The following is a 21,484-nucleotide window of genomic DNA, read 5'->3' as shown; positions in this document are numbered from 1 at the left end:
GCGGGCGGGGGCGCTGTCTGCGGACCGCGGGTGGCCGCGGGCCGGATCGCTACAGGTCCGGCGCCATGTCCGCGAAGTGCGCGAAGTCCTTGCGGAACGCCACCGCGATGGTGTCCGTGGGGCCGGCGCGGTGCTTCGCGATGATGAAGTCTGCCTCGCCCGGCCGGTTCTCACGGTCGTACGCGTCCTCGCGGTGGAGCAGGATCACGAGGTCCGCGTCCTGTTCGATCGAGCCCGACTCGCGCATGTCGGAGAGCATCGGCTTCTTGTCCCCGCGCTGCTCGGGACCACGGTTCAGCTGCGAGATCGCGATCACCGGCACGTCGATCTCCTTCGCGAGCAGCTTGAGCGCACGCGAGAACTCCGACACCTCCTGCTGGCGGGACTCCACCTTGCGCCCGGAGCTCATGAGCTGGAGGTAGTCGACCACCACCAGCTGAAGATCGTGCTGCTGCTTGAGCCGACGGCACTTCGCGCGGATCTCCATCAGCGACATGTTGGGGCTGTCGTCGACGAACAGCGGTGCCTTGGCGACCGACGCGGCCGTCTGGGCGAGCTTCTCCCAGTCACTGGGACCCATGGGGCCCTTGGTGAGCTTCGACAGCTTCACCCCGGCCTCGGCCGAGAGCATGCGCTTGGTGATCTCCTCACGGCTCATCTCCAGCGAGAAGATGACGGAGGCCTTGTGGTGCCGGATGGCGGCCGAGCGCGCGATGTCGAGGCCCAGGGTCGACTTTCCGATGGCGGGCCGAGCGGCGATGACGATCATCTGGCCACCCTGCAGCCCGCCCGTGAGGTCGTCGAGCTCGCGGAACCCGGTGGGCACACCCAGCATGCTGCCGTCGCGCGCCGAGGCGGCGTCGACCTCTTCGAGGGTGCGCTCCATGATGTCGCCGATGGAGAGATAGTCCTCGGAGTTGCGTCGCTCGGTGACCGCGAAGATCTCGGCCTGCGCGGTGTCGACGATCGCGTCCACCTCCGCGCCCTCGCCGTCGTAGCCGAGGCCCGCGATGCGGGTGCCGGCCTCCACCAGCTTCCGCAGGATCGCCTGCTCGCGCACCAGACGGGCGTAGTACCCGGCGGACGCCGCGGAGGGCACCATCGCGATGAGCGTGTGCAGGTACTCGGCCCCGCCCACCCGAGCGAGTGCGCCCGTGCGCTGGAGCTCGGCGCTCACCGTGAGCGCGTCGACCGGGTCGCCCGAGTTGTAGAGCTTGACCGCGATGTCGAAGATGGTCTCGTGCGCGGGCTTGTAGAAGTCGTCCGCGCGAACGGCCTCGATGACGTCCGCCATCGCGTCCTTGGAGAGCATCATCGAGCCGATCACGCTCTGCTCCGCGTCGAGATTCTGCGGGGGCAGGCGGTCGAACGTGCTGCGCGGCCCCCGGCCGGGGCCGTAGGCGGCCTCGAGCTCGTCGACGGACATGCGTTCCCCTTACCCTCTGACGGATGACCCCAGTGTCCCGCGTAGGTCAGACACGCGAATGTAGAGCCCCGGGCGCGGCGTCCCAAATCGGCACGTGCGCCATCCGTGGATGACCCGTGGAGAACTCCCGCAATTCCGTGGATGACGGGTGGTCAACCCGTGGACAACGCGCCGTGAACGGTGTGGACAACATTGTGGATGGACTGTACAAAATGTCCCCAAATGCACTTCTACCAGGACAGTCAATGGAGACGATGCTGTGGACAGTTTCTGAGGAGAAGTACCCGGCGTGTCGCGCGTGGGCGTGTCGCGCCAGCGGGGCCGTGGCCCGGCCGGCGCTCCGCGCGCGACGAGGCCCGGACCCCCGTGCGGGGACCCGGGCCTCGTGCGTGAGAGTGAACCCGCTACTTGGCGGCGACCACCTGGACGGCGACCGTGGCCGTGATGTCCGAGGACAGCGCAACCTTCACGTGGTACTCGCCCAGCGCCTTGATGGGCTGAGCGACGTGGATGCGACGCTTGTCCACCGTGGCGCGCGAGCCGATCGCGGCCGCGATGTCCGCGGGCGAGACGGCGCCGAAGAGACGACCGGATTCGCCGGCCTTCACCTCGACCACGACGGGGGCGGACTGCAGCGCGTCACGCGCGGCCTGTGCACCCTCGACGGTCGCGATCTCCTTGGCGCGGCGCGCCTTGCGGAGGGCGTCGATCTGCTTCTCCGCGCCGGCCGACCACGGGGTGGCCAGCTTGCGGGGAACCAGGTAGTTGCTTGCGTACCCGTCCTTGACATCGACGACGTCGCCGGCGATGCCGAGGCCGGAGACCTCGTGGGTCAGGATGACCTTAGCCATGAGTGCCCTCCCGTCAGCGGCCGGAGCCGGCGTAGGGGAGGAGCGCCATCTCACGTGCGACCTTGATCGCGCGCGCGATCTCGCGCTGCTCCTGGACCGTGACCCCGGTGACGCGGCGCGAACGGATCTTGCCGCGGTCGGAGATGAACTTGCGAAGCAGCGCGGTGTCCTTGTAGTCCACCCGGTCGACCTTGGCGGCCTTGAGCGGGTTGACCTTCTTGCGCGGCTTACGGATGTCGTGCTTAGCCATTGATGTGAACTCCTGAAGAGATAAGTGCCTGTCAGAACGGGGGCTCGTCGGACGCCGGGGCCGTGGCCCACGGGTCGTTTGCGGAGCCGCCCGCGGGCGAGCTGCTGTAGCCGCCACCACCGGAGTTGCCGCCGCCGAAGCCGCCGCCGCCGGAGCCGCTGCGCTGAGTGCGCGTGACCTTGGCGGTGGAGTATCGGAGCGAAGGGCCGACCTCGTCGACCTGCATCTCGGTGACGGTGCGCTTCTCGCCGTTGGTCTCCCACGAACGGGACACGAGACGGCCGGTGACGATCACGCGCATGCCCTTGGTGAGGGACTCTGCGACGTTCTCGGCGGCTTCACGCCATAGGGAGCACCGCATGAACAGGGTCTCGCCGTCCTTCCACTCGTTCGACTGACGGTCGAACGTGCGGGGGGTGGACGCCACCGTGAAGTTGACGACGGCCGCGCCCGAGGAGATGAAGCGGAGCTCCGGGTCCCCGGTGAGGTTGCCGACCACGGTGATCTGAGTGTCGCCTGCCATGTGTGTTCCCTCTGGTTTCGTGTGTTCGCTGGTGAGAGTCGGGAGAGGACCGGACTAGTGAGCGTCCGGGCGCAGCAGCTTGGTGCGAAGAATCGACTCGTTGAGTCCGAGCTGACGCTCGAGCTCCTTCGCCGTCGCGGACTCCGAGGTGAAGTTGATCACCGCGTAGATGCCGTCGTTCTTCTTCTTGATCGGATACGCGAGCCGACGGCGGCCCCAGATGTCGAGCTTGTCGACGGTGCCGTCATCGCCCGTGATCACGGACAGGTACTTGTCGAGCGACGGCTGGACCGTGCGCTCGTCAACCTCAGGGTCGAGGATGACCATCATTTCGTACTGACGCATCTATACCCACCTCCTCTGGACTGTGCGGCCACGGACGTTCCGTGGCAGGAGGGTGATGCAGTCGCGGACTGCCCAGCCAGGTGGCCAGGCGGATCTGCGACGTCCAAGGATAGCGTCCCGATGCGACACCGCGCCAGCCACCCTCTGCGGCTGTGGAAACTGCACTCCGGGAGGTGCCCCGCACGGCTGGCTAGACTGGCACGGCGATGACGGAAGAGGTGGCGGTGAAGCAGGTACTGGTGGTGGGCCTGGGCGGCGATATCGGCACCTACGCGTTCCAGCGGGCGGCCCAGGAGAGGTTCGGCTGGAGCTCCGCGGTGCTCTCGCCGCGCGTCACCACGTTCGGCCGCTACTCGCGGCTCGCCGAGTGGATCATCGAGCCCGACGTCTTCACCCCGGAGGTGCTGCTGAGCCGCCTCGATCAGATCGCGGCCGACCACCCGGACCACGAGCTGCTGCTCTTCACCAACCTCGATTGGCACGTCCGCGTGATCGCACAGCACCGCGATCGCATCGACTCCCGCTGGCACCTGCCGTTCTGCGATCTCGAGACCTTCGACCGGGTGTCCTCGAAGGTGGCGTTCGCCGCCGCCTGCGACGAGGTCGCGATCCGCACGCCCTTCACCGTCGCGGTGGGATTCGGCGGGAACGATGCGGGGGTCGCCGTGAGCTCCCAGCAGGCGGTCGAGCGCGTGCGAGAGGCGGGCATCGAGTACCCGCTCATCGGCAAGCCCTCCAACAGCGCGGACTGGTTCAAGGCCGCGTTCCCCGGCAAGCAGAAGATCCACCACTTCACCTCGGAGGCGGAGCTGGTCGAGGTGCTCGGGCACCTCGAGGGCCTCGGCTACCCGAGCGAGTTCCTGATCCAGGAGTTCGTGCCGGGCGACGAGACCCACATGAGGTCGCTCACCGCGTACCGCGACAGCGCGGGCCAGGTGACCCTGCTGGCCGGCGGCCGAGTGCTGCTCGAGGAGCACACCCCGGGGACCCTGGGCATCCCCGCCGCGATCCTCACCGAGGTCGACCGCGAGGCGCTCGACGCCGCCGCGCGCTTCCTGGACCACACCGGCTACTTCGGCTTCGCCAACTTCGACTACAAGGTCAGCTCCCGCACGGGTGAGCGCATCTTCTTCGAAGCCAACCCGCGCATCGGCCGCAACAACTTCTACGTCACCGCCGCGGGGGTCAACGTGGTCGAGGTGGTCGCCCGCGACCTGCTGCCGGACCACGTCGACGGGCCCACGCCGGCGGTCACCCCGGACCGCGAGGTCCTGTACTCGGTGGTCCCGTACCGGATGCTGCTGCGGTACCTGCTCGACCCGTCGCTGCGCGCGCGGGTGGCGGCGGCGAGGAAGCGGCACGGCATCGCCCACCCGCTCCGCTACCGGGCCGATGCGGGGGTGAAGCGCCGCGCCTACGTCACCGCGCTCGGGGCGCGGCTGGTGATGAAGTACCGCGAGCACTATCCGCGACCCACCGAGAGCGGCTTCTAGTGGCGGCGCCGTTCCCGTACCGCGACCTGATCGCGGGCCGCACGCTGGTGCCGGTGGTGCTGGGCGGGGACATCGGCGGCTACTCGCTCGCGCGCGCCTTCCACGAGGCCTTCGGCGTGCGGTCGCTGCTGGTGAGCGCCACCCTCAACGGCATCGTCCGGGACTCGGCGATCATCGAGAACGTGGTGGTCCCGGAGATGGACGATCCGGACGTGCTGGTCGAGGCGCTGCTGCGCATCGCCGAGGAGCACGAGGGCGCGGACCTGATCGCCGTGGCGTCGGTGGACTGGCTGGTGCGCGCGCTCATCGAGCGCAAGGCGGACCTGGTGCACGCCTTCGCGGTGCCTTACGTCGACGTCGAACTTCTCGACCTGGTCACCAGCAAGGACTCGTTCGCGGACCTGTGCCGCGAGCACGGGCTGGGCCATCCACGGTCGGTGGTGGTGGATCTCGCCACGGGGACCCACGTCGACACCGGCGACCTGGCGTTCCCCGTCATCGCCAAGGCGGACGACTCGGCGGCCTACCACGCGATCGAGTTCGAGGGGAAGGAGAAGGTCTTCACCGTCCCCACCCCGGAGGCGCTGGTCGAGCTGCTGGAGCGGATCCACGCGGCCGGCTACCGCGACGAGTTCGTGATCCAGGACCTGATCCCGGGGGACGACGCCGCGCTGCGGATCGTCAACACGTACGTCGGCGCCGACGGCAAGGCGGCGTTCAGCGTCTATGGCCACGTGCTGCTGCAGGAGCACCTGCCGGGCACGGTGGGCAACTCGTCGGTGGTGCTGACGGTGGACGAGCCGGTCGAGGTCGCCAAGATCGAGCGGCTGCTCGAGGCGATCGGGTGGCGCGGCTTCGCGAGCCTCGACATGAAGGTCGACGCGCGCACCGGCGAGACCATGTACTTCGAGATCAATCCGCGGCTGAGCCGGTCCAACTTCTTCGTCACCGGCGCGGGGATCAACCCCGTGGTCGCCTACGTGCGGGAGCACGTGCTGGGGTTGCCAGCGGTGGGCGACGGCTACCCGCCGGCCCAGCACCAGACGCTGTTCACGATCCTGCCGCGGCCGCTGATCATGCGGTACCTGCTCGACAAGGACATCAAGGCGCTGGTGCGGCGGCTCTACCGCAAGGGCCGGGTGTCGCACGCGCTGTGGAATCGCGCCGACCGGAGCCCGCGGCGTCTCGCCTACCTGACCGCGCATCAGGTCAATCACGTCCGCAAGTACCGCCACTGGTATCCCAAGGAGACTCAGCTGGCGGAGCGGGAGTCGCTGCGGGGCCTGCCGTTCGCGGACCGCGCGGTGCGGGGGTAGGCGAGTCGCCAGGCGCCGGCGACCGCCTCTGGAGCCCGCGCCCGCCAACGGTGCGGAATTGTGTCGCTTTTCGGCGTCGATCGGGTCAACGGTGTGCCTGAGTGTCGCTCAGCTCCGCAGACCCCGCGGGGGCCGGCTCCGGCGCCGATCAACACTCAGGCACACCGCTGAGCTGAATCCGCGCTCACAGCGACACTCAGGCACACCGCTGAGCTGAATCCGCGCTCACAGCGACACTCAGGCACACCGCTGATGAAAGGGGGGTGAGCCGGGGCGGGTCAGCCGACGCCGACCACCACGCTCCCGGCGTTGCCATTTCCTCCTGCGTTCCCATTCCCCGCTGCGTTGCCGCCGCCTGCCGAGGGCACGGGCGTGGGGGTCACCGAGGGGCCGGGCTCCGCGGTCTGGGTGGGCGACGGCGTCACCACCGGCTCGGAGGTCTCCGAGGGCGTGGGCGACGGGGTGGGCGTGGAGATCACGTTCTTGGCCTCGCCCACATCCGCGCGGGGCGGGAAGTCGACCACGTCCATGGTGTCCAGGATGGGCGTCATCATCTCGATCCAGATGTCGACCGGAACGGAGCCACCGGTGATCTGGCTGTAGCCGCCGAACGGGGTGATCTCCTCGACCTCGCCGTTGGGTCCCACCTGGTACATCGAGACCACGCCGACGATCTCGGGGCTGAAGCCGATGAACCATGCGGAGCGGTTGTCATTCGACGTGCCGGTCTTGCCCGCGAGCGGCCGGCCGAGCACTGCGGCCTTGCGGGCCGTGCCGTTGGAGACCACGCGCTGCATGGCATAGGTGGTGTCGGCCATCACGTCCTCGGCGAACACGCGGGCGCTGTCGACCTCGTGCTCGTACACCGTCTCGCCGTCGGAGCCCTGGATGGTCTGGACCATGTAGGGGTCCTTCTCGACGCCGCCGCTCGCGATCGTCGTGTAGGCGTGCCCCATCTGCAGGGCGGTGGGTGACGCGGTACCGAGCACGTTGGCGGGGTTGGAGTCCAGGCCCACCGTGTCCTCGGGCAGGCCGGCGGCGATCGCGGTGTCCATCACCTTGTCGGGGCCCACGTCGCGTCCCAGCTGCACGTAGTAGGTGTTGACGGAGTTGCGGGTGGCCTTGACCATGTCGGTGCGGCCGTAGTTCTCGCCGCCGAAGTTGCGGACGGGACGGTCGAAGCCCTCGATCTCCATGCCGCTGTTGGCCGTGTAGGTGGTGCCCAGGCCCCATCCGTTCGACAGCGCGGCGATCATGGCGAACGGCTTGAACGTCGAGCCCGCCTGTGCGATGTCCTGCGTGACGGCGTTGCGCTGCACCGCGAGGTAGTCGGCGCCGCCGTACATGGACGTGATGGCACCGGTCTCCGCATTGAGCGTGGTCGCGGCGACGCGGAGGTTGTCCGCGTGGTCGTCGGGCATGTTCTCGACGGCCTGCTCGACCGCCTCCTGGGAGGCCTTGTCGACCGTGGTGATGATCCTGTATCCGCCCATTTCGAGCTCGTCCTGCTCGATGCCCAGCACGCTCATCGCCTCGTTGAGAGACGTGCGCAGCAGGTAGCCGGTGGGGCCACCGAAGGTGTCGGACGCGACGTAGTCGATGGTGTCGGGGAACGTCTGCGCGTCACGCTCCTCCTGCGTGATGAACTCGCCTTCGACCATCCCGTCGAGCACGTAGTTCCAGCGCTGCTCCGCCTTCTCCGGATCGAGGCGGGGGTCCCACGCGCTGGGGGCCGGGATGATGCCTGCCAGCATCGCGGCCTCGGAGAGCGTGAGGTCGGCCGCGGACTTGCCGAAGTAGGCCTTCGATGCGGCCTCGATGCCATACGCGCCGCGTCCGAAGTAGATGGTGTTCATGTAGTTCTCGAGCACCTCGTCCTTGGACTGCTCCGAATCCACCTTGAGCGCGAGCAGCGCCTCCTTGATCTTGCCGGGGATGTCGGTGGTGGTCTCGCCCACGTAGTAGCGCTCCACGTACTGCTGCGTGATGGTCGAGCCACCCTGCTTCTTGCCCAGCACCACAGTGTTGAACAGGGCACGCGCGGTGCCCAGGAAGTCGATGCCGGGGTTGGTGTAGAAGCTGCGGTCCTCCGCGGCGACCACGGCGTGCGGCACGTAGTCGGGAACGTCCGCCAAGGAGATGATCTCGCGGTTGGCCTCGCCCACCCGGCCCATCTCCGTCTCGCCGTCCGCGTAGAACACGGTCGACGACTGCGCGAGCGCCACGTCGGAGGCCTCGGGCACCTCGAGGCGCGAGTAGATGACCATCATCGCGATGGAGCCCACCGCGATGGCGACGAAGCCCGCGATGAGCGCGACGATGCCGGTGCGCTTGAGGACCCGCTTCCACCGGGGACCCTCGGGCTGCTTGGTCCGGCCCTTGCCGCCGCCGGTTCCGCCCGTGCCGCCGGCCCCACCCTTGCCGCCCTTCGACGCAGCGGTTCCGCCGGAGGTCGCGGACGCTCCCGTCGCGGCCCATCCGGTGGTGGGCTTCTGGGCGCCGGTGCTGCGGCGCACGGGAGCCTGGCCGGAGCGCGCGGGCTGGCCGGCGCCGGAGGTCGTGGTGGAGCGCGTGGAGACGCGCTTGGGCGAGTTGGGACGATCGGTCACGTGACCACCTTAGGGAACTGAAGCGAACTGACGTAAGGAAGGCGGCCGCGCCGGCGCCGCGGCAGGTCGCCGCGGACGCAGGGTCCGCCTGCTTCCGGGTCAACGCTCGACGGGTCCGAAACGTCCCCCGGTGCGCCCGATTCGCGCATCGCGGGATCGTCATGTACGGTTCTCGATGTATCGGAGCGATACAACTAATGGAGATATCGCGGCGCAGCCCGCGCCGAGTGGAGAGGAGCAGCCCGTGGCCAAGACCGACGTCCTGACCCTCGCCATCCTCGGCATCCTCCAGGATCAGCCGCTCCACGGCTACCAGATCCGCAAGCTTCTCGGCGCGGAGCTCGGCCCCTTCCGGGCGCTGAGCTATGGGTCCCTGTACCCGTGCCTGCGCCGCATGGTCGACACCGGGCTGATCGAGACCGCGGGCGAGGAGCCCGGGGCCGCGACCCCCGCATCGTCCCGACGCGCGCGGATCGCCTACAGCCTGACCGAGGCGGGGCGAACCCGCCTCACCGAGGAGCTGGCAAGCGCGGGCGCGTCGTCGTGGGACGACGACACGTTCGACGTTCGCTTCGCGCTCTTCGCGCACACCGACTCCGCGACACGGCTGCGGATCCTCGAGGGCCGGCGCAGCCGGCTCTCCGAACGGCTGGAGGAGGTGTCCGAGGGGCTCAAGCGCATGCACGAGCGCCACGACGCCTACACCGCCGAACTGCAGCGCCACGGCCTCGAGCGGGTCGAGCGCGAGGTCGAATGGCTCGACCAACTCATCGAAAACGAACGTTCCGCCCCCGGCGGAGACAACCCCGGCCCCGCTTCCGCGGGCCACTAGTCAAGGAGACAACAACATGGCCAAGCTTCGCGTCGCCATCGTCGGCGTCGGCAACTGCGCCACGTCGCTGATCCAGGGTGTGGAGTTCTACAAGGACGCCACCGCCGGGGACACCGTCCCGGGTCTGATGCACGTCCAGTTCGGCGACTACCACATCTCGGACATCGAGTTCGTGGCCGCGTTCGACGTGGACTCGCTCAAGGTGGGCAAGGAGCTCGTCGAGGCGACCACGTCGTCCGAGAACAACACCATCTCGATCTGCGACGTCCCCAAGACGGAGATCCAGGTACAGCGCGGCGTCACCCTCGACGGCCTCGGCAAGTACTACCGCCAGACCATCGTCGAGTCCGACGAGACCCCCGTCGACGTGGTGCAGGTCCTCAAGGACACCGCGGCCGACGTGCTGGTCTGCTACCTCCCCGTGGGCTCCGAGGAGGCCGCGAAGTTCTACGCGCAGTGCGCGATCGACGCGAATGTGGCCTTCGTCAACGCGCTGCCCGTCTTCATCGCGTCCGACCCGGTGTGGGCCGCGAAGTTCGAGGCCGCCGGCGTCCCGATCGTGGGCGACGACATCAAGTCGCAGGTGGGCGCCACCATCACGCACCGCGTGATGGCGAAGCTGTTCGAGGACCGTGGCGTGCGCCTCGACCGCACGTACCAGCTCAACGTCGGCGGCAACATGGACTTCAAGAACATGCTCGAGCGCGAGCGCCTCGAGTCCAAGAAGGTCTCCAAGACCCAGGCCGTCACCTCCAACCTCCAGGGCCCCCTCGCGGGCCTCAAGGACTCGCGCAACGTGCACATCGGTCCCTCGGACTACGTCGCGTGGCTCGACGACCGCAAGTGGGCGTACGTGCGCCTCGAGGGCTCTGCCTTCGGCGAGGTGCCCCTGAACCTGGAGTACAAGCTCGAGGTGTGGGACTCCCCGAACTCGGCCGGCATCATCATCGACGCGATCCGCGCGGCGAAGATCGCCAAGGACCGCGGCATCGGTGGACCCATCCTCTCGGCGTCGACCTACTTCATGAAGTCGCCCCCGGTCCAGACCGAGGACACGCTGGGTCGCCAGCACCTCGAGGAGTTCATCGCGGGTGCCCGCGAGCGCTGAGCCTCGGCGCACCGCAGCATCGCAGGAAGGCCGGATCCCGCTGTGGGGGATCCGGCCTTTCGCGTATCCCGGCGGGGCGCGACGAGCCGACGCGCCCGGCGGACGGGACGATGCGCGAGGCGCCCGGGCTAGCCGGCGGCGGTCAGCGCGTCGAGCGCCGCGCCGATGGGCTCGGGCCCGGTGATGATCTCCCACTGGTGACCCGCGGTCAGCGGGCGGGACAGGCAGGACGCGATGGTCTGCGCCACGTCCACGCGCGGGATCGAGTACGGCATCACATGCTCGCCGATGGTGATGCAGCCGGTGCCGGGGCCGTCGGTGAGGATGCCGGGTCGCAGGATGGTCCACGCGAGGCCGGACGCTCGCAGCGCGGCGTCCGCGTCGCGCTTGGCGTGCATGTACGCCGCCCACACCTCGCCGCGCTCCGGATCGGGCTCGGCGTCGACCCCCGTCGCGGAGATCTGCAAGAACCGCGCGATGCGGCGGTGTTTGGCCGCGGCGATCGACTTGAGCGAGCCCTCGAGGTCGACGGTGCGCTTGCGCTCGATGTTGCCGTCCGGCCCGCCGCCCGCGGCGAACACCACGGCGTCGCAGCCGCCGAACGCCGAGGAGAAGGCCGCCTCGTCGGCCGCCTCGATGTCGAGCTTGCGAGGGGCCGCGCCCAGCCGGGACAGCTCGTGGAGCTGCTCGTCGCCGCGCGCCAGCGCCACCACCTCATGGCCTCTGTGGAGCAGGATCGGGATCAGCCGTAGCGCCACCTTGCCGTGCCCTCCGACGATCGCGACGCGGTCCGGGATGCTCATACCTCCAGCCTGGCCGCCTCGGTGCTCGCCCGCAACCGGACGCGACAACGGCCGGGCCCCCTGCCAGGGCCCGGCCGTCGTTCAAGGCGTGGCGTCAGGCCTTCGGGTCGGGCCCGTACTGGTTCGCGCCCGGGTTGCCGGGGATGAACGCGACGATGAAGGTCAGCAGCGGGATGATCCAGCCGACGATCGACACTGCACCGGCCCAGCCGATGTCCTGGTAGCGGCGCCACGACAGCGCGATCGCCGGGATCAGCACGAAGAGGCTGTAGACGACGATGGCGGCGATGAAGATCCATCCGACCACGGTGAAGGCGCCATCGGCGTCACGGCCGGCCAGGATGGCGACGAGCTCGAGGGCCAGAATGATGATGGTGTTGATGAGGACGAAGCCCCAGTACTCCGTGCGACGCGAACGGCCGCTGAACTGCGCGTACTTGCTGAGGGCTGTCTGATATCCGCTGAACATGTCTCTCCTTCGATCTTCCGGCGCACGCCGGTCAGGAAAAGAGTAGCCAGGCTGAGGGAGGTATCCGGACAGGCGGGCCGGGACGATGCGGTGTTTTTGTCGGCCGTTCACATGTTGTACACCCGCGACTCACGCGGCGCGACGCGACAGCAGCAGCACCACCCCGAGCGCGGTCATCAGCGCGCCGCCGGTGGCGCGGATCCCGGCGACGCGGCGCGGGGATCGCGCGAGCCACGCCCGCGCACCCGAGGCCAGCAGCGCGTAGGCGCCGTCCGAGACCAGCGCGATCGCCGCGAACACCAACCCGAGCATCAGGATCTGCGCCCACGCCGGCCCGCTCGCGGTGTCCACGAACTGCGGCAGCACGGCGGCGACGAACACCAACGTCTTCGGGTTGGTCACGCCCACCGTGAACGACTCGGCGAGCAGGCGCCCCGTGGACGGCACCACCGCATCGTCCTGCCGCACCGCGAGACCGTCGCCGCGATGGCGAATCGCCTGGACGCCCAGCCACACCAGGTACAGCCCGCCCACGATCTTCAGCACCACGAAGGCGGCCTCCGAGGCGGCGATCACGGCGCCCACGCCGAACGCGACCAGCACCGCGTGGACCAGGACGCCGCCGGTGTTGCCCACCACGGAGACCAGCGCGGGCCAGCGGCCGTGCTGCAGGGCGCGGCCCACGATGAACAGCACGCTGGGTCCGGGGATCACGATCACGACGAAGGCCAGCGCGGCGAACGCCAGCAGGGTGTGCGGCGCGATCACGGCAGGACGGGCGCGGCGACGAGCCGGGGGTCCGGCCCGTACCGGTTCGACCCGGTGCGGCCCTGGAACACGCCCATCACGAGCAGGACCACACCCAGGCCCGCGGCCTGCAGCAGTAGCCACCACGCGGACCTGTCGATGTCGTGGAGGCGCCGCGCGGTCACGGCGAGCAGCGGCATGCCGACCGCGAGCAGGTAGAGCAGGATCACCCCCAGCGCCACGGTGAGCGGCGCCCAGGCGACCGCGTCGGGGTTGATGGTCGGGTCCTCGGCGGGCCCGCTGATCGAGCCCTCGAAGGCGTTCCCCCACAGCACCGTCGCGGCGACCGCCGTCGGAACCCACACGAGCAGCGCGTAGAGGTGGAACCACCAGAACTCGCTGCGGCGCGCGCGACCGCCGAACGTCGCGTAGCGCCGGTAGCAGGCGACCACCGCACGGCCGAGGCTCATCGGGGCCTCCCCTCTGACTCGGTCACTCTACTGACGCCGCGGGTCGAGGCGATCGCGCGGAGACCGCCGCCCAGGCGAGCAGCGCCGCGGCGGCGGTGAGCCCGGCGGCCTCCCAGACCGTCACGGGCACGCCGGCGAGAGAGCCCACGTACCCTGTCAGCACCCCGCGGAATCCCACCACCGCGAAGGCGAGCATCCCGGCGATCGCGCACGCCACCGCGAGCGCCGCCACGGCGGTCCGCGCCGCGTGGGGGCCCACCAGCGCCTGCCGCGGGGGCGGCCGATCGAACCGCCGCCACGCCACCACCAGGGCCGCCACCAGCAGCAGGAAGGGCGGGAGCATCGCGAGCTTGGCCCACCAGAACGATGCGAGGGCGGGGTCTCCCGGCAGGTCGACGCCGGCGATCCATAGGGCCGCATAGATGGCCACGAGCGCGGTGAAGTGCCACAGGAACGCCGTCATCGCCACGGCCCCGCCGCCCACCACGGCGGTCCACACGCGGCGGCGCGCGAGAGCCCGGCGGGCGGGCCCGCGCAGCAGCAGGGCGGCCCCGGCCTGCGCCACGGCGAAGGCCAGCAGCGCCACCGTGGGCGGAGCGAGGTTCGACAGCGCCTCGCCGTTGTACGAGACCATGGACACGCCGTACGGGCCCCACACCACCAGGGCGACCAGGACCGCGCCACCGAGCCCGAGCATCGTCCACCCGAGCCTGCGCGGCGCGCGGTCCGCGACGCCGTCCGCATAGTGGAAGCCCAGCTGGTGGATCGCGAGCCACACGAAGGCGAAATTGAGCCACTTGACGCCGTCGATGCCCGCCGCGAGCCGCAGCGCGTCGACGCCGACGGCGGCGAGGACGAGGGCGACGAGGGCAACCACCCCCCACCGCTCGTGCGCCGCGTGCAGGAGCGGCGCGAGCGCGGCCGCGATGAGGTAGATGCCGATGAACCACAGCAGCTGGCCGGAGATCTGCAGCATCGGCGCCGTCGCCGGGGAGTCGCGCCACAGCAGCTCGACCACAGCGCCGATGCCCACCCAGACGCCCACGAACACCAGGGTCGGGCGGATCAGCCGGCCGATGCGGGCGTGCACGAAGTCGGCGTACCCGCCGCCGCGACGGCGCAGCGACCGCCACGCGACGGCGTGTGCGAAGCCGCCGACCACGAAGAAGAGGGGCATCACCTGAAAGAGGAGGGTGATGGGCCGCGTCCAGGCGGCGGACTCGAGGACGTTGGCGATCTCGACCGTGCCGTCCGCGTGGCTCATCACCACGGCAGCCATGGAGAAGTGGCCAAGGATCACGCCCAGCAGCGACGCGACGCGCACCAGGTCCACGTAGCGGTCGCGCGTGTCGGGGGTGGCGGCCACCGCCGCGGACACCGTGAGGTCGCCCATGGCTCGATGCTAGCCACGCGTGGGGCCGGGGCGGGGCGGGGCGCGGCGGTGCGAGGCGGGTGCGGGGCCGTGCCCGGCACGCTGCCCCTAGTCTGAGCGCGTGACCCTGACCCGCGACCTCGCCCGGCTATGGGAGGCGCGCGGATTCCGGCGCCTCACCTACTCGCGCGTGCTGTCGCAGGCCGGGGACGGGATGTTCCAGGTGGGGATCGCCACCGCGTTCTTCTTCGACCCCACGCAGGCGGCGGCGCCCGCGGACATCGCGATCGGCTTCGCGATCCTGCTCGCGCCGTTCACGCTGGTGGGGCCGTTCGTGGGGCCGCTCATCGACCGGTGGCAGCGGCAGCGCATCGTGCTGGTGGGCAACCTGGTGAGGGTGGCGCTCACCGCAGGCATCATCGTGGTGATCGCCGCTGGCGGACCCACATGGTCGCTGTACGTGCTCGCCCTGCTGACGCTCTCCGTGAACCGGTTCCTGCTCGCCGCCATGTCCGCCGGCATCGCGAAGGTGGTCCCCGAGGACGAGCTGCTCGCCGCGAACGCGATCATGCCCACGCTCGGGACCATCGCCGCCGCCATCGGGGCGGGCATCGGGGGGCTGGCGACCTTCCTCGCCCCCGGCGCGTCCGACACCTCGCTCGCGCTGGCGGCACTCATCGCCTCCGCGGCGGCCTTCGCGCTCGCCTCGTGGGTGGCGACGTGGCTCCGCCGCCGCGAGCTGGGTCCCGACCACCCGCTCGAGGCGCTCCACCTGGCCGAGCAGATCCGGGCCCTGGGCGCCGAGCTGTCCGACGGCGTGGTCTACCTGCGCCGCCGCGTCACGCCGTTCCACGCGCTGGGCGTGATGGCCTTCCAGCGCCTGCTGTACGGAATCATGTTCATCGCGGCGATCCTCATCTCGCGGAACCTGCTGGGCGACCCCGACCACCCCGAGGAGTCGCTGGGCGCCTTCACCGTGGTGCTGGCATTCGCCGCGGTCGGGTTCGGGCTGGCGGCGGTCCTCACCCCCTGGCTGGGCCCCCGGGTCGAGCGGCAGACGTGGATTGTCGGCTGCCTGGTGCTGGGCGCCGCGGGTCAGGCGCTGCTCGTGTTCAGCAGCGCGCGGTGGGCGCTCTTCGCTGCGGCGGTGATCGTGAGCCTCGCGGTCCAGGGCGCCAAGATCGCGGTCGACACGATCGTCCAGCACGACACCGCGGACGAGGTGCGCGGCCGCGCCTTCGCGCTGTACGACATGGCCTTCAACGTGGCCTTCATCGCGAGCGCGGCCCTTGCGGCGCTGGTGCTGCCGCCGGACGGCTACTCGCCGCTCGTCATGGCTGGGGTCGCGGCCGCATACCTGGCGATCGCCGCGCTCTATGCCCAGGCGCCGCGGGTGCCGTCGCCGATCGCCTGACCCGCCCACCTCTGACACTGCGCACGGAGTGCGGCGCGACACGCGGAACGGATGCGCCCATGGAGCTGCTTCTCGCGGCGTGTCGCGCGCAACTCCGTGCGCAGTGTCAGGCGGGGAGGGCGGGGGTCAGCCGATCGGGCCGCGCATCGCCGCCAGCCCGCCGGCCCCCAGGTGCTCCTGGCCGATCAGGTGGTCGAACACGATCGTGGTCTCCGTCGATGCCACCGCGGGGTCCATGCTGAGCTCGCTGGCGACGAAGTCCCGCAGCTGAGCCGTCGACGTGCAGGCCACGTGGATCAGGAAGTCGACGTTGCCGCCCACGAAGAACACGGACAGCACGTTGGGCAGCCGGATCACCTTGGACGCGTAGGTCTTGATCTGCGGCCGGGCCTGGGCGCGCAGCCGCACCGAGACGATCCCCTGCATGTCGAGGCCGAGCGCCCCGTAGTCGACCTCCACGTGGGAGGAGCGGATCACGCCGGCGTCGCGGAGCGCCTTGACGCGAGCGTGGGTGGTGGACGGCGCCACGTGGAGACGCTCCGCGAGCGTCGCGTTGGGCACGCGCGCCTCACGCATGAGCTCCCAGAGGATGCGCTCGTCGAGATCGTCGAGCCGAACACCCTTCGCCTGCAGGGCCTCACGCAGCGGTGCCGCCATCGATTCTTCTCCGTTTCGCCGCGAAACAAGCCAAGCGTTCGTGATTGCTTGCACCACCCGCAGTTTCTCCCAGAATGACACATGTTGATCGAACATGGTGCGGACGCACCGCTAATGGGAGGCGCGCGGCGCCGGAGGAGGAGCGGACGATGCGCATCGGCATCCCTGCAGAGATCAAGGACAACGAACGGCGCGTGGGCGCCACCCCCGCCGGCGTGCGCGAGCTGGTCGCGGCCGGTCATCACGTGACCGTGCAGGCCGGGGCCGGGACCGGCGCATCGTTCGCGGACGAGGACTACTCGCTCGCCGGCGCACGGATCGGCACCGCCGACGACGCCTGGGCCGCGCAGATGGTCATCAAGGTCAAGGAGCCCGTCGCGTCCGAGTACCCGCGCCTTCGCGCGGGCCTCCTGCTGTTCACCTACCTCCACCTCGCCGCCGACGAGGCGCTCACCCGCGCCCTGGTGGAGTCCGGCACCACGGCGATCGCGTACGAGACGGTGGCGCTCCCGGATCGGTCGCTGCCCCTGCTCGCCCCGATGAGCGAGGTCGCCGGCCGCATGGCCACGATGGTGGGCGCGTACCACCTCATGAGCCCGCAGGGCGGGCGCGGCGTGCTGCTGCCCGGCGTGCCCGGCGTGCGCCCCGCGAAGGTCACCGTGATCGGCGCCGGTGTCGCCGGCGCGAGCGCCCTGTCGCAGGCGGTGGGCATGGGCGCCGACGTCACCGTGCTCGACCTCTCGATCCCGCGCCTGCGCCAGCTCGACGACCTCTACCGCGGCCGCATCCGTACCGTCGCGTCGAGCGCCTACGAGATCGAGGCCGCCGTCACCGAGGCGGACCTGGTCATCGGCGCGGTGCTCGTCCCCGGCGCCCGCGCGCCGCGACTCGTGACGCGCGAGCTGGTCGCCAAGATGAAGCCCGGCTCCGTGCTGGTCGACATCGCGATCGACCAGGGCGGCTGCTTCGAGGACTCGCGCCCCACCACGCACGCCGCCCCCACCTACGCCGTCGAGGGCAGCACCTTCTACTGCGTGGCGAACATGCCGGGCGCGGTGGGCCGCACCTCGACGCTCGCGCTCACGAACGCGACGTTGCCGTACGCGCTCCGCCTCGCCGGGCTGGGCTGGGAGGCCGCCACGGCCGCCGACCCCGCGCTCGCCGGCGGGCTCGCCGTCACGGGTGGCCGCATCGTCCACGCGGGCACCGCAGAGGCATTCCCCCACCTCCCGGCGGCGCTCGGGGTCCCGATCCCGGCCTGAAGCCGGCCGCAACCCCCTGACACTGCGCACGGAGTGGGCGGCGACACGCGGGTGGAACGGCCCGATGCGGGGCCCGTTGCCCGCGTGTCGCGCCGAACTCCGTGCGCAGTGTCAGAGGTGGGGAGCGGAGTCACGCCTGACGCGACTCCCACCATGCGAGCAGCTCGGAGCGAGCGCGGTCCTCGCCCAACGGTCCGTGCTCCATCCGCAGTTCAAGCAGGTGGCGATACGCCTGGCCCACCGCGCGGCCCGGGGCGATGGCCAAGATCTCCATGATCTGCGTGCCGTCGAGGTCCGGACGGATCGAGTCGACCTCCTCCTGCTCGCGCAGCAGCGCGATCCGCTGCTCGAGGTCGTCGTAGGCGAAGGCCAGCCGCTCGGCCTTGCGACGGTTGCGGGTGGTGACGTCGGCGCGCGTGAGCCGATGCAGCCGCTCGAGCTGGTCGCCGGCGTCGACCACGTAGCGGCGCACCGCGGAGTCTGACCAGCGGGCGTCCGCGTAGCCGTGGAAGCGCAGGTGCAGCGCCACCAGGTGGTCGACCGCCTTGACGGTGTCCTTGTCGAACCGGAGCGCCTTGAGGCGCCGGGCCGCCATCTTGGCGCCCACCACCTCGTGGTGGTGGAAGCTCACGCCGCCGCCGGGCTCGAGGCGCCGCGTGGGCGGCTTCCCGATGTCGTGCAGCAGCGCAGCCAGGCGGAGCACCAGGTCGGGGCCGGGCACGGCGCCGCCCGGGCCGGTCTCGAGATCGATGGCCTGCTCGACCACCGTGAGCGTGTGGTCGTAGACGTCCTTATGGTGGTGGTGCTCGTCGACCTCGAGGCGCAGCGCGGGGAGCTCGGGCAGCACGTGGTCGGCAAGCCCCGAGTCGACCAGGGCGGCGAGCCCCGCGCGAACGTCGTCGCCCAGCAGCAGCTTGGTCAGCTCGTCCCGGACACGCTCCGCCGAGACGATCTCGAGGCGCTCCGCCATCTGCGCCATCGCCGCGTACGTCCCGGGTTCGATGTCGAACCCCAGTTGCGAGGCGAACCGCGCTGCACGCATCATCCGCAGCGGATCGTCCGCGAAGGACACGTGCGGGTCGATGGGCGTGCGCAGCAGCCCGCCCGCGAGGTCCTCGAGGCCGCCGTGCGGATCCGTGAACTCCATCGCGGGCAGCCGCACCGCCATCGAGTTGATGGTGAAGTCCCGGCGGGCCAGGTCCCCCGCGAGCGAGTCTCCGAACGCCACCACGGGCTTGCGGGTGGAGCCGTCGTATTCGTCGGCCCGATACGTGGTGATCTCCACCACCAGGTCGCCGTGGCGGCCGCCGATGGTCCCGAATTCGCGCCCCATGTCCCACGTGGTGCGCGTCCAACGCTTCAGCAGCAGCTCCACGTCGTCCGGGCGCGCGGACGTCGCGAAGTCAAGGTCAGCGCTCGAGCGTCCCAGGAAGGCGTCGCGCACCGGACCTCCCACCAAGGCGAACTCGTGGCCGGCGTCGGCGAACAGACCGGCGAGCTCTGCGATCTGCGGTGGGAGTGCGGTCCACAGGCCGGCGGCGCGGCGGCGCAGCACGTCGATCGTCGGCGGTGCGGGAGTGCGGCTGGTCACGCGACAAGTGTCCCAGACGGGAGCGGCCCGCCTCCCTCGGGGCCCCCGCGGGGTCGTTAGAGTTGTGGCCATGCCCACGCCGCCGGTCCCGCGTCCTGTGCCGACGCCGCCGTCGAGCGCGGCGCTGCGGCAGCGTCGGGAGAGCGCCGCGCATCGCACCCCCCACCTCCCGGTGAGCAACGAGACCTCCGCCGGCGGCATCGCCGTGCGCGTCGAGGACGGCGTGGCGTACGCCGCCTGCATCGGCCGCCGCAACCGCGCCGGCCGGCTCGAGTGGTGCCTGCCCAAGGGCCACATCGAGGAGGGCGAGACGCCCGAGATCGCGGCGGTGCGCGAGGTGGCCGAGGAGACCGGCATCGACGCGGACATCATCCAGCCGATCGGAATCATCGACTACTGGTTCACCGGCGACGATCGCCGCGTCCACAAGGTGGTGCACCACTACCTGCTGGAGGCCAAGGGGGGGATCATCACCACGGACAACGATCCCGACCACGAGGCCGAGGTCGCCCGGTGGATCGCGGTCGCCGAGCTCACGAGGGAGCTCGCGTACCCCAACGAGCGGAAGATGGCGCAGGCGGCGGCACGCCTCCTCGCCATCGCGCCGTGAGCGCCGGTTCCGAGATGCCTCGATACCTTCCGGGCCGGCGTGCACGCCGGGTGCTGGCCGGGCTCGGCGCACTCGTGGCGCTGGCGGCCGGACTGCCCGCCGCCGCCGCACCCACGGACGCGCAGGCCGGAGGGGTCGTCGCGCGGCTCACCGGCCTCCCGGCCGCCGTGGTGACCCCTGGGCAGGGCTTCGCCGTCGAGGTGGGCGTGGAAAACCTGGGCTCCGTGTCGGTGGACGATGCGGCGGTCTCCTTCGCGCTGACGCGCGAGCCGCTCGCGGGCGTCGAGGCGATCCAGGGCTTCGTGGCCGGCGCGGACACGGCCGTGCGAACCGTCGCGCGGACCAGCATCGGCTCGCCGTCCGCGGCCACGGGCGGCGAGCCGTCCACGCGCCTGCTCGCGGGCGACGTCACCTCCGTCACCGCGGAGGCGACGAGCGATACCTTGGCGCTGCCCCAGGACGCGTGGGGCGTGTACGGCGTGGTGGTGCGGCTCGAGACCTCCGAAGGCTGGACCACGATCGACCGCGGCACTCTGACGTGGGCCGGGGTGCCCATCCCTGAGCTGGGCGTCGCGGCCATCGCCGTCGCCTCGGGCGAGACGGTGCGGGCGCGTGCCGTGGCCGGCGCCTCGGACGTGCCCGGAGTATCGCTGCTGCTCGACGAGGACTCGCTCGGTCGCGTCGGGGGCGCCGGACTGAATCTCGCAGAGCGCGAGGTGTTCCGGCTGCCCACGGCGAACCCCGACATGGTCTCGCTCGCCCACGCCGAGGACCAGGAGATGATGGCCTACGCCCTCGACCGCTCGCGTCGCTCCGAGCTTGAGGCGACGCGAGACATGCCGTGGATCGCGGTGGCGACCGCGCTCGACCGATCCACCGCGGCGTACGCGCTCGCCAACGGCGCCTCGGCGGTGCTGCTGGACGGCCGGGCCGCGGACACGGCGGCCGGCGCCGACGATTCCGCCCTGCGGAGCATCGCCGTAGCCGCCGGATCCGTGCGCGTGCTGGTGCCCGAGCCGACGCTGTCGGAGACCGCCCGCGGCACGGGAGCCGCCGCCCCGGCGCTCGCCGTCGCGCAGGCGGCCGCCCTGGCGGGAGCGGGCTCCGGCACGGTGCTCGTCTCGCCCGGAGTCGCGTGGGCTCCGGCCGGGACCAACGCCTCCGCCACGCTCCTGGCACTCTCCGCGGCTCCGTTCGTCGCCAGCGTGGATGTCTCGGACCTCATCGCAGGCGACGGCGGCGCGCCGCTCGGTGCGCCGCGATTCGCCGACACGCAGGACGATCTCGCGGCGTCGACCCTCGCGGGCCTCGCTCGCCGCCTCGACCGGTCGCGGGA

Annotated in this window: 21 protein-coding genes; 8 read left to right on the top strand and 13 right to left on the bottom strand. The window is 70.8% G+C overall.

Translation table 11 applies throughout. From position 1 onward, the window contains the following. Positions 1-49: 49 nt before the first annotated feature. The 5 genes from dnaB to rpsF all read right to left on the bottom strand — a co-directional run bounded on the left by dnaB (position 50) and on the right by rpsF (position 3,395). On the bottom strand, positions 50-1,426 hold the full coding sequence (gene dnaB / locus Q0L54_RS03880) for a replicative DNA helicase (RefSeq protein ID WP_296665634.1): 1,377 nt from the start codon (positions 1,424-1,426) through the stop codon (positions 50-52). 404 nt (positions 1,427-1,830) lie between these two features. Then, positions 1,831-2,277: a 50S ribosomal protein L9 gene (gene rplI / locus Q0L54_RS03875; protein ID WP_296665633.1), complete on the bottom strand. Its 447-nt coding sequence runs from the start codon at positions 2,275-2,277 to the stop codon at positions 1,831-1,833. Positions 2,278-2,290: 13 nt separating this feature from the next. After that, complete coding sequence (rpsR, locus tag Q0L54_RS03870; RefSeq protein ID WP_296665632.1) at positions 2,291-2,527, bottom strand: 30S ribosomal protein S18; 237 nt, start codon at positions 2,525-2,527, stop codon at positions 2,291-2,293. Positions 2,528-2,558: 31 nt separating this feature from the next. Beyond that, entirely contained in the window at positions 2,559-3,050 is a 492-nt protein-coding gene (locus Q0L54_RS03865) for a single-stranded DNA-binding protein (protein ID WP_296665631.1), read from the bottom strand. 54 nt (positions 3,051-3,104) lie between these two features. Continuing rightward, on the bottom strand, positions 3,105-3,395 hold the full coding sequence (gene rpsF / locus Q0L54_RS03860) for a 30S ribosomal protein S6 (RefSeq protein WP_296665630.1): 291 nt from the start codon (positions 3,393-3,395) through the stop codon (positions 3,105-3,107). A gap of 206 nt (positions 3,396-3,601) precedes the next feature. Between rpsF and Q0L54_RS03855 the strand changes: the two genes are divergently transcribed. Further along, entirely contained in the window at positions 3,602-4,888 is a 1,287-nt protein-coding gene (locus tag Q0L54_RS03855) for a carboxylate--amine ligase (RefSeq protein ID WP_296665629.1), read from the top strand. Continuing rightward, positions 4,888-6,204 carry a carboxylate--amine ligase gene (locus Q0L54_RS03850; RefSeq protein WP_296665628.1) on the top strand — a complete coding sequence of 439 codons (1,317 nt, stop codon included), beginning with the start codon at positions 4,888-4,890 and terminating at the stop codon, positions 6,202-6,204. The genes Q0L54_RS03855 and Q0L54_RS03850 overlap by 1 nt, the downstream gene beginning before the upstream one ends. A 278-nt stretch (positions 6,205-6,482) precedes the next feature. Here Q0L54_RS03850 and Q0L54_RS03845 read toward each other — a convergent pair whose 3' ends face one another. Next, a complete protein-coding gene (locus tag Q0L54_RS03845) occupies positions 6,483-8,813 on the bottom strand; it encodes a transglycosylase domain-containing protein (RefSeq protein WP_296665627.1) in 2,331 nt (776 codons plus the stop codon). Positions 8,814-9,057: 244 nt separating this feature from the next. Here Q0L54_RS03845 and Q0L54_RS03840 point away from each other — a divergent pair, with 244 nt between their 5' ends. Further along, positions 9,058-9,645, top strand: coding sequence for a PadR family transcriptional regulator (locus Q0L54_RS03840; RefSeq protein ID WP_296665625.1), 588 nt, complete (start codon positions 9,058-9,060; stop codon positions 9,643-9,645). Between the two features lie 16 nt (positions 9,646-9,661). Further along, the gene (locus Q0L54_RS03835; RefSeq protein WP_296665624.1) at positions 9,662-10,753 is read left to right on the top strand and encodes an inositol-3-phosphate synthase; all 1,092 of its coding nucleotides are present in this window, start codon (positions 9,662-9,664) and stop codon (positions 10,751-10,753) included. Positions 10,754-10,881: 128 nt separating this feature from the next. Here the strand turns inward: Q0L54_RS03835 and Q0L54_RS03830 are convergent, their stop codons facing one another. The 5 genes from Q0L54_RS03830 to Q0L54_RS03810 all read right to left on the bottom strand — a co-directional run bounded on the left by Q0L54_RS03830 (position 10,882) and on the right by Q0L54_RS03810 (position 14,635). Further along, complete coding sequence (locus Q0L54_RS03830; RefSeq protein WP_296665622.1) at positions 10,882-11,556, bottom strand: SDR family oxidoreductase; 675 nt, start codon at positions 11,554-11,556, stop codon at positions 10,882-10,884. Between the two features lie 94 nt (positions 11,557-11,650). Next, positions 11,651-12,025: a DUF805 domain-containing protein gene (locus Q0L54_RS03825; protein ID WP_296665621.1), complete on the bottom strand. Its 375-nt coding sequence runs from the start codon at positions 12,023-12,025 to the stop codon at positions 11,651-11,653. A 129-nt stretch (positions 12,026-12,154) separates the two neighbouring features. Then, a complete protein-coding gene (locus Q0L54_RS03820; RefSeq protein WP_296665619.1) occupies positions 12,155-12,793 on the bottom strand; it encodes a LysE family translocator in 639 nt (212 codons plus the stop codon). Further along, positions 12,790-13,242 (bottom strand): DUF805 domain-containing protein, encoded by a 453-nt coding sequence (locus Q0L54_RS03815; RefSeq protein WP_296665618.1) that lies wholly within the window; start codon positions 13,240-13,242, stop codon positions 12,790-12,792. Before Q0L54_RS03815 ends, Q0L54_RS03820 begins: the two co-directional genes overlap by 4 nt. Before the next feature lie 22 nt (positions 13,243-13,264). Further along, positions 13,265-14,635, bottom strand: a complete 1,371-nt coding sequence (locus Q0L54_RS03810) for an acyltransferase family protein (protein WP_296665617.1) — start codon at positions 14,633-14,635, stop codon at positions 13,265-13,267. Between the two features lie 100 nt (positions 14,636-14,735). On the opposite strand from Q0L54_RS03810, the gene Q0L54_RS03805 reads away from it, so the two are divergent. Then, complete coding sequence (locus tag Q0L54_RS03805) at positions 14,736-16,028, top strand: MFS transporter (protein WP_296665615.1); 1,293 nt, start codon at positions 14,736-14,738, stop codon at positions 16,026-16,028. A gap of 126 nt (positions 16,029-16,154) precedes the next feature. Here Q0L54_RS03805 and Q0L54_RS03800 read toward each other — a convergent pair whose 3' ends face one another. Then, a complete protein-coding gene (locus tag Q0L54_RS03800; protein WP_296665614.1) occupies positions 16,155-16,685 on the bottom strand; it encodes an Lrp/AsnC family transcriptional regulator in 531 nt (176 codons plus the stop codon). 149 nt (positions 16,686-16,834) lie between these two features. Between Q0L54_RS03800 and ald the strand changes: the two genes are divergently transcribed. After that, positions 16,835-17,947 (top strand): alanine dehydrogenase, encoded by a 1,113-nt coding sequence (gene ald / locus Q0L54_RS03795; RefSeq protein WP_296665612.1) that lies wholly within the window; start codon positions 16,835-16,837, stop codon positions 17,945-17,947. A gap of 130 nt (positions 17,948-18,077) precedes the next feature. Here ald and Q0L54_RS03790 read toward each other — a convergent pair whose 3' ends face one another. Continuing rightward, the gene (locus Q0L54_RS03790) at positions 18,078-19,538 is read right to left on the bottom strand and encodes a CCA tRNA nucleotidyltransferase (RefSeq protein ID WP_296665610.1); all 1,461 of its coding nucleotides are present in this window, start codon (positions 19,536-19,538) and stop codon (positions 18,078-18,080) included. A gap of 70 nt (positions 19,539-19,608) precedes the next feature. Between Q0L54_RS03790 and Q0L54_RS03785 the strand changes: the two genes are divergently transcribed. Both Q0L54_RS03785 and Q0L54_RS03780 read left to right on the top strand, forming a co-directional pair. Beyond that, on the top strand, positions 19,609-20,148 hold the full coding sequence (locus Q0L54_RS03785) for an NUDIX hydrolase (protein WP_296665608.1): 540 nt from the start codon (positions 19,609-19,611) through the stop codon (positions 20,146-20,148). Then, positions 20,145-21,484: hypothetical protein (locus tag Q0L54_RS03780; RefSeq protein ID WP_296665606.1), on the top strand; the 1,340-nt coding region annotated here is incomplete at its 3' end. The genes Q0L54_RS03785 and Q0L54_RS03780, both read left to right, overlap by 4 nt.

The sequence above is a fragment of the Demequina sp. genome, from assembly GCF_024642165.1.
Taxonomy (GTDB): Bacteria; Actinomycetota; Actinomycetes; order Actinomycetales; family Demequinaceae; genus Demequina.
This window is presented reverse-complemented; position numbering and strand designations above follow the sequence as displayed.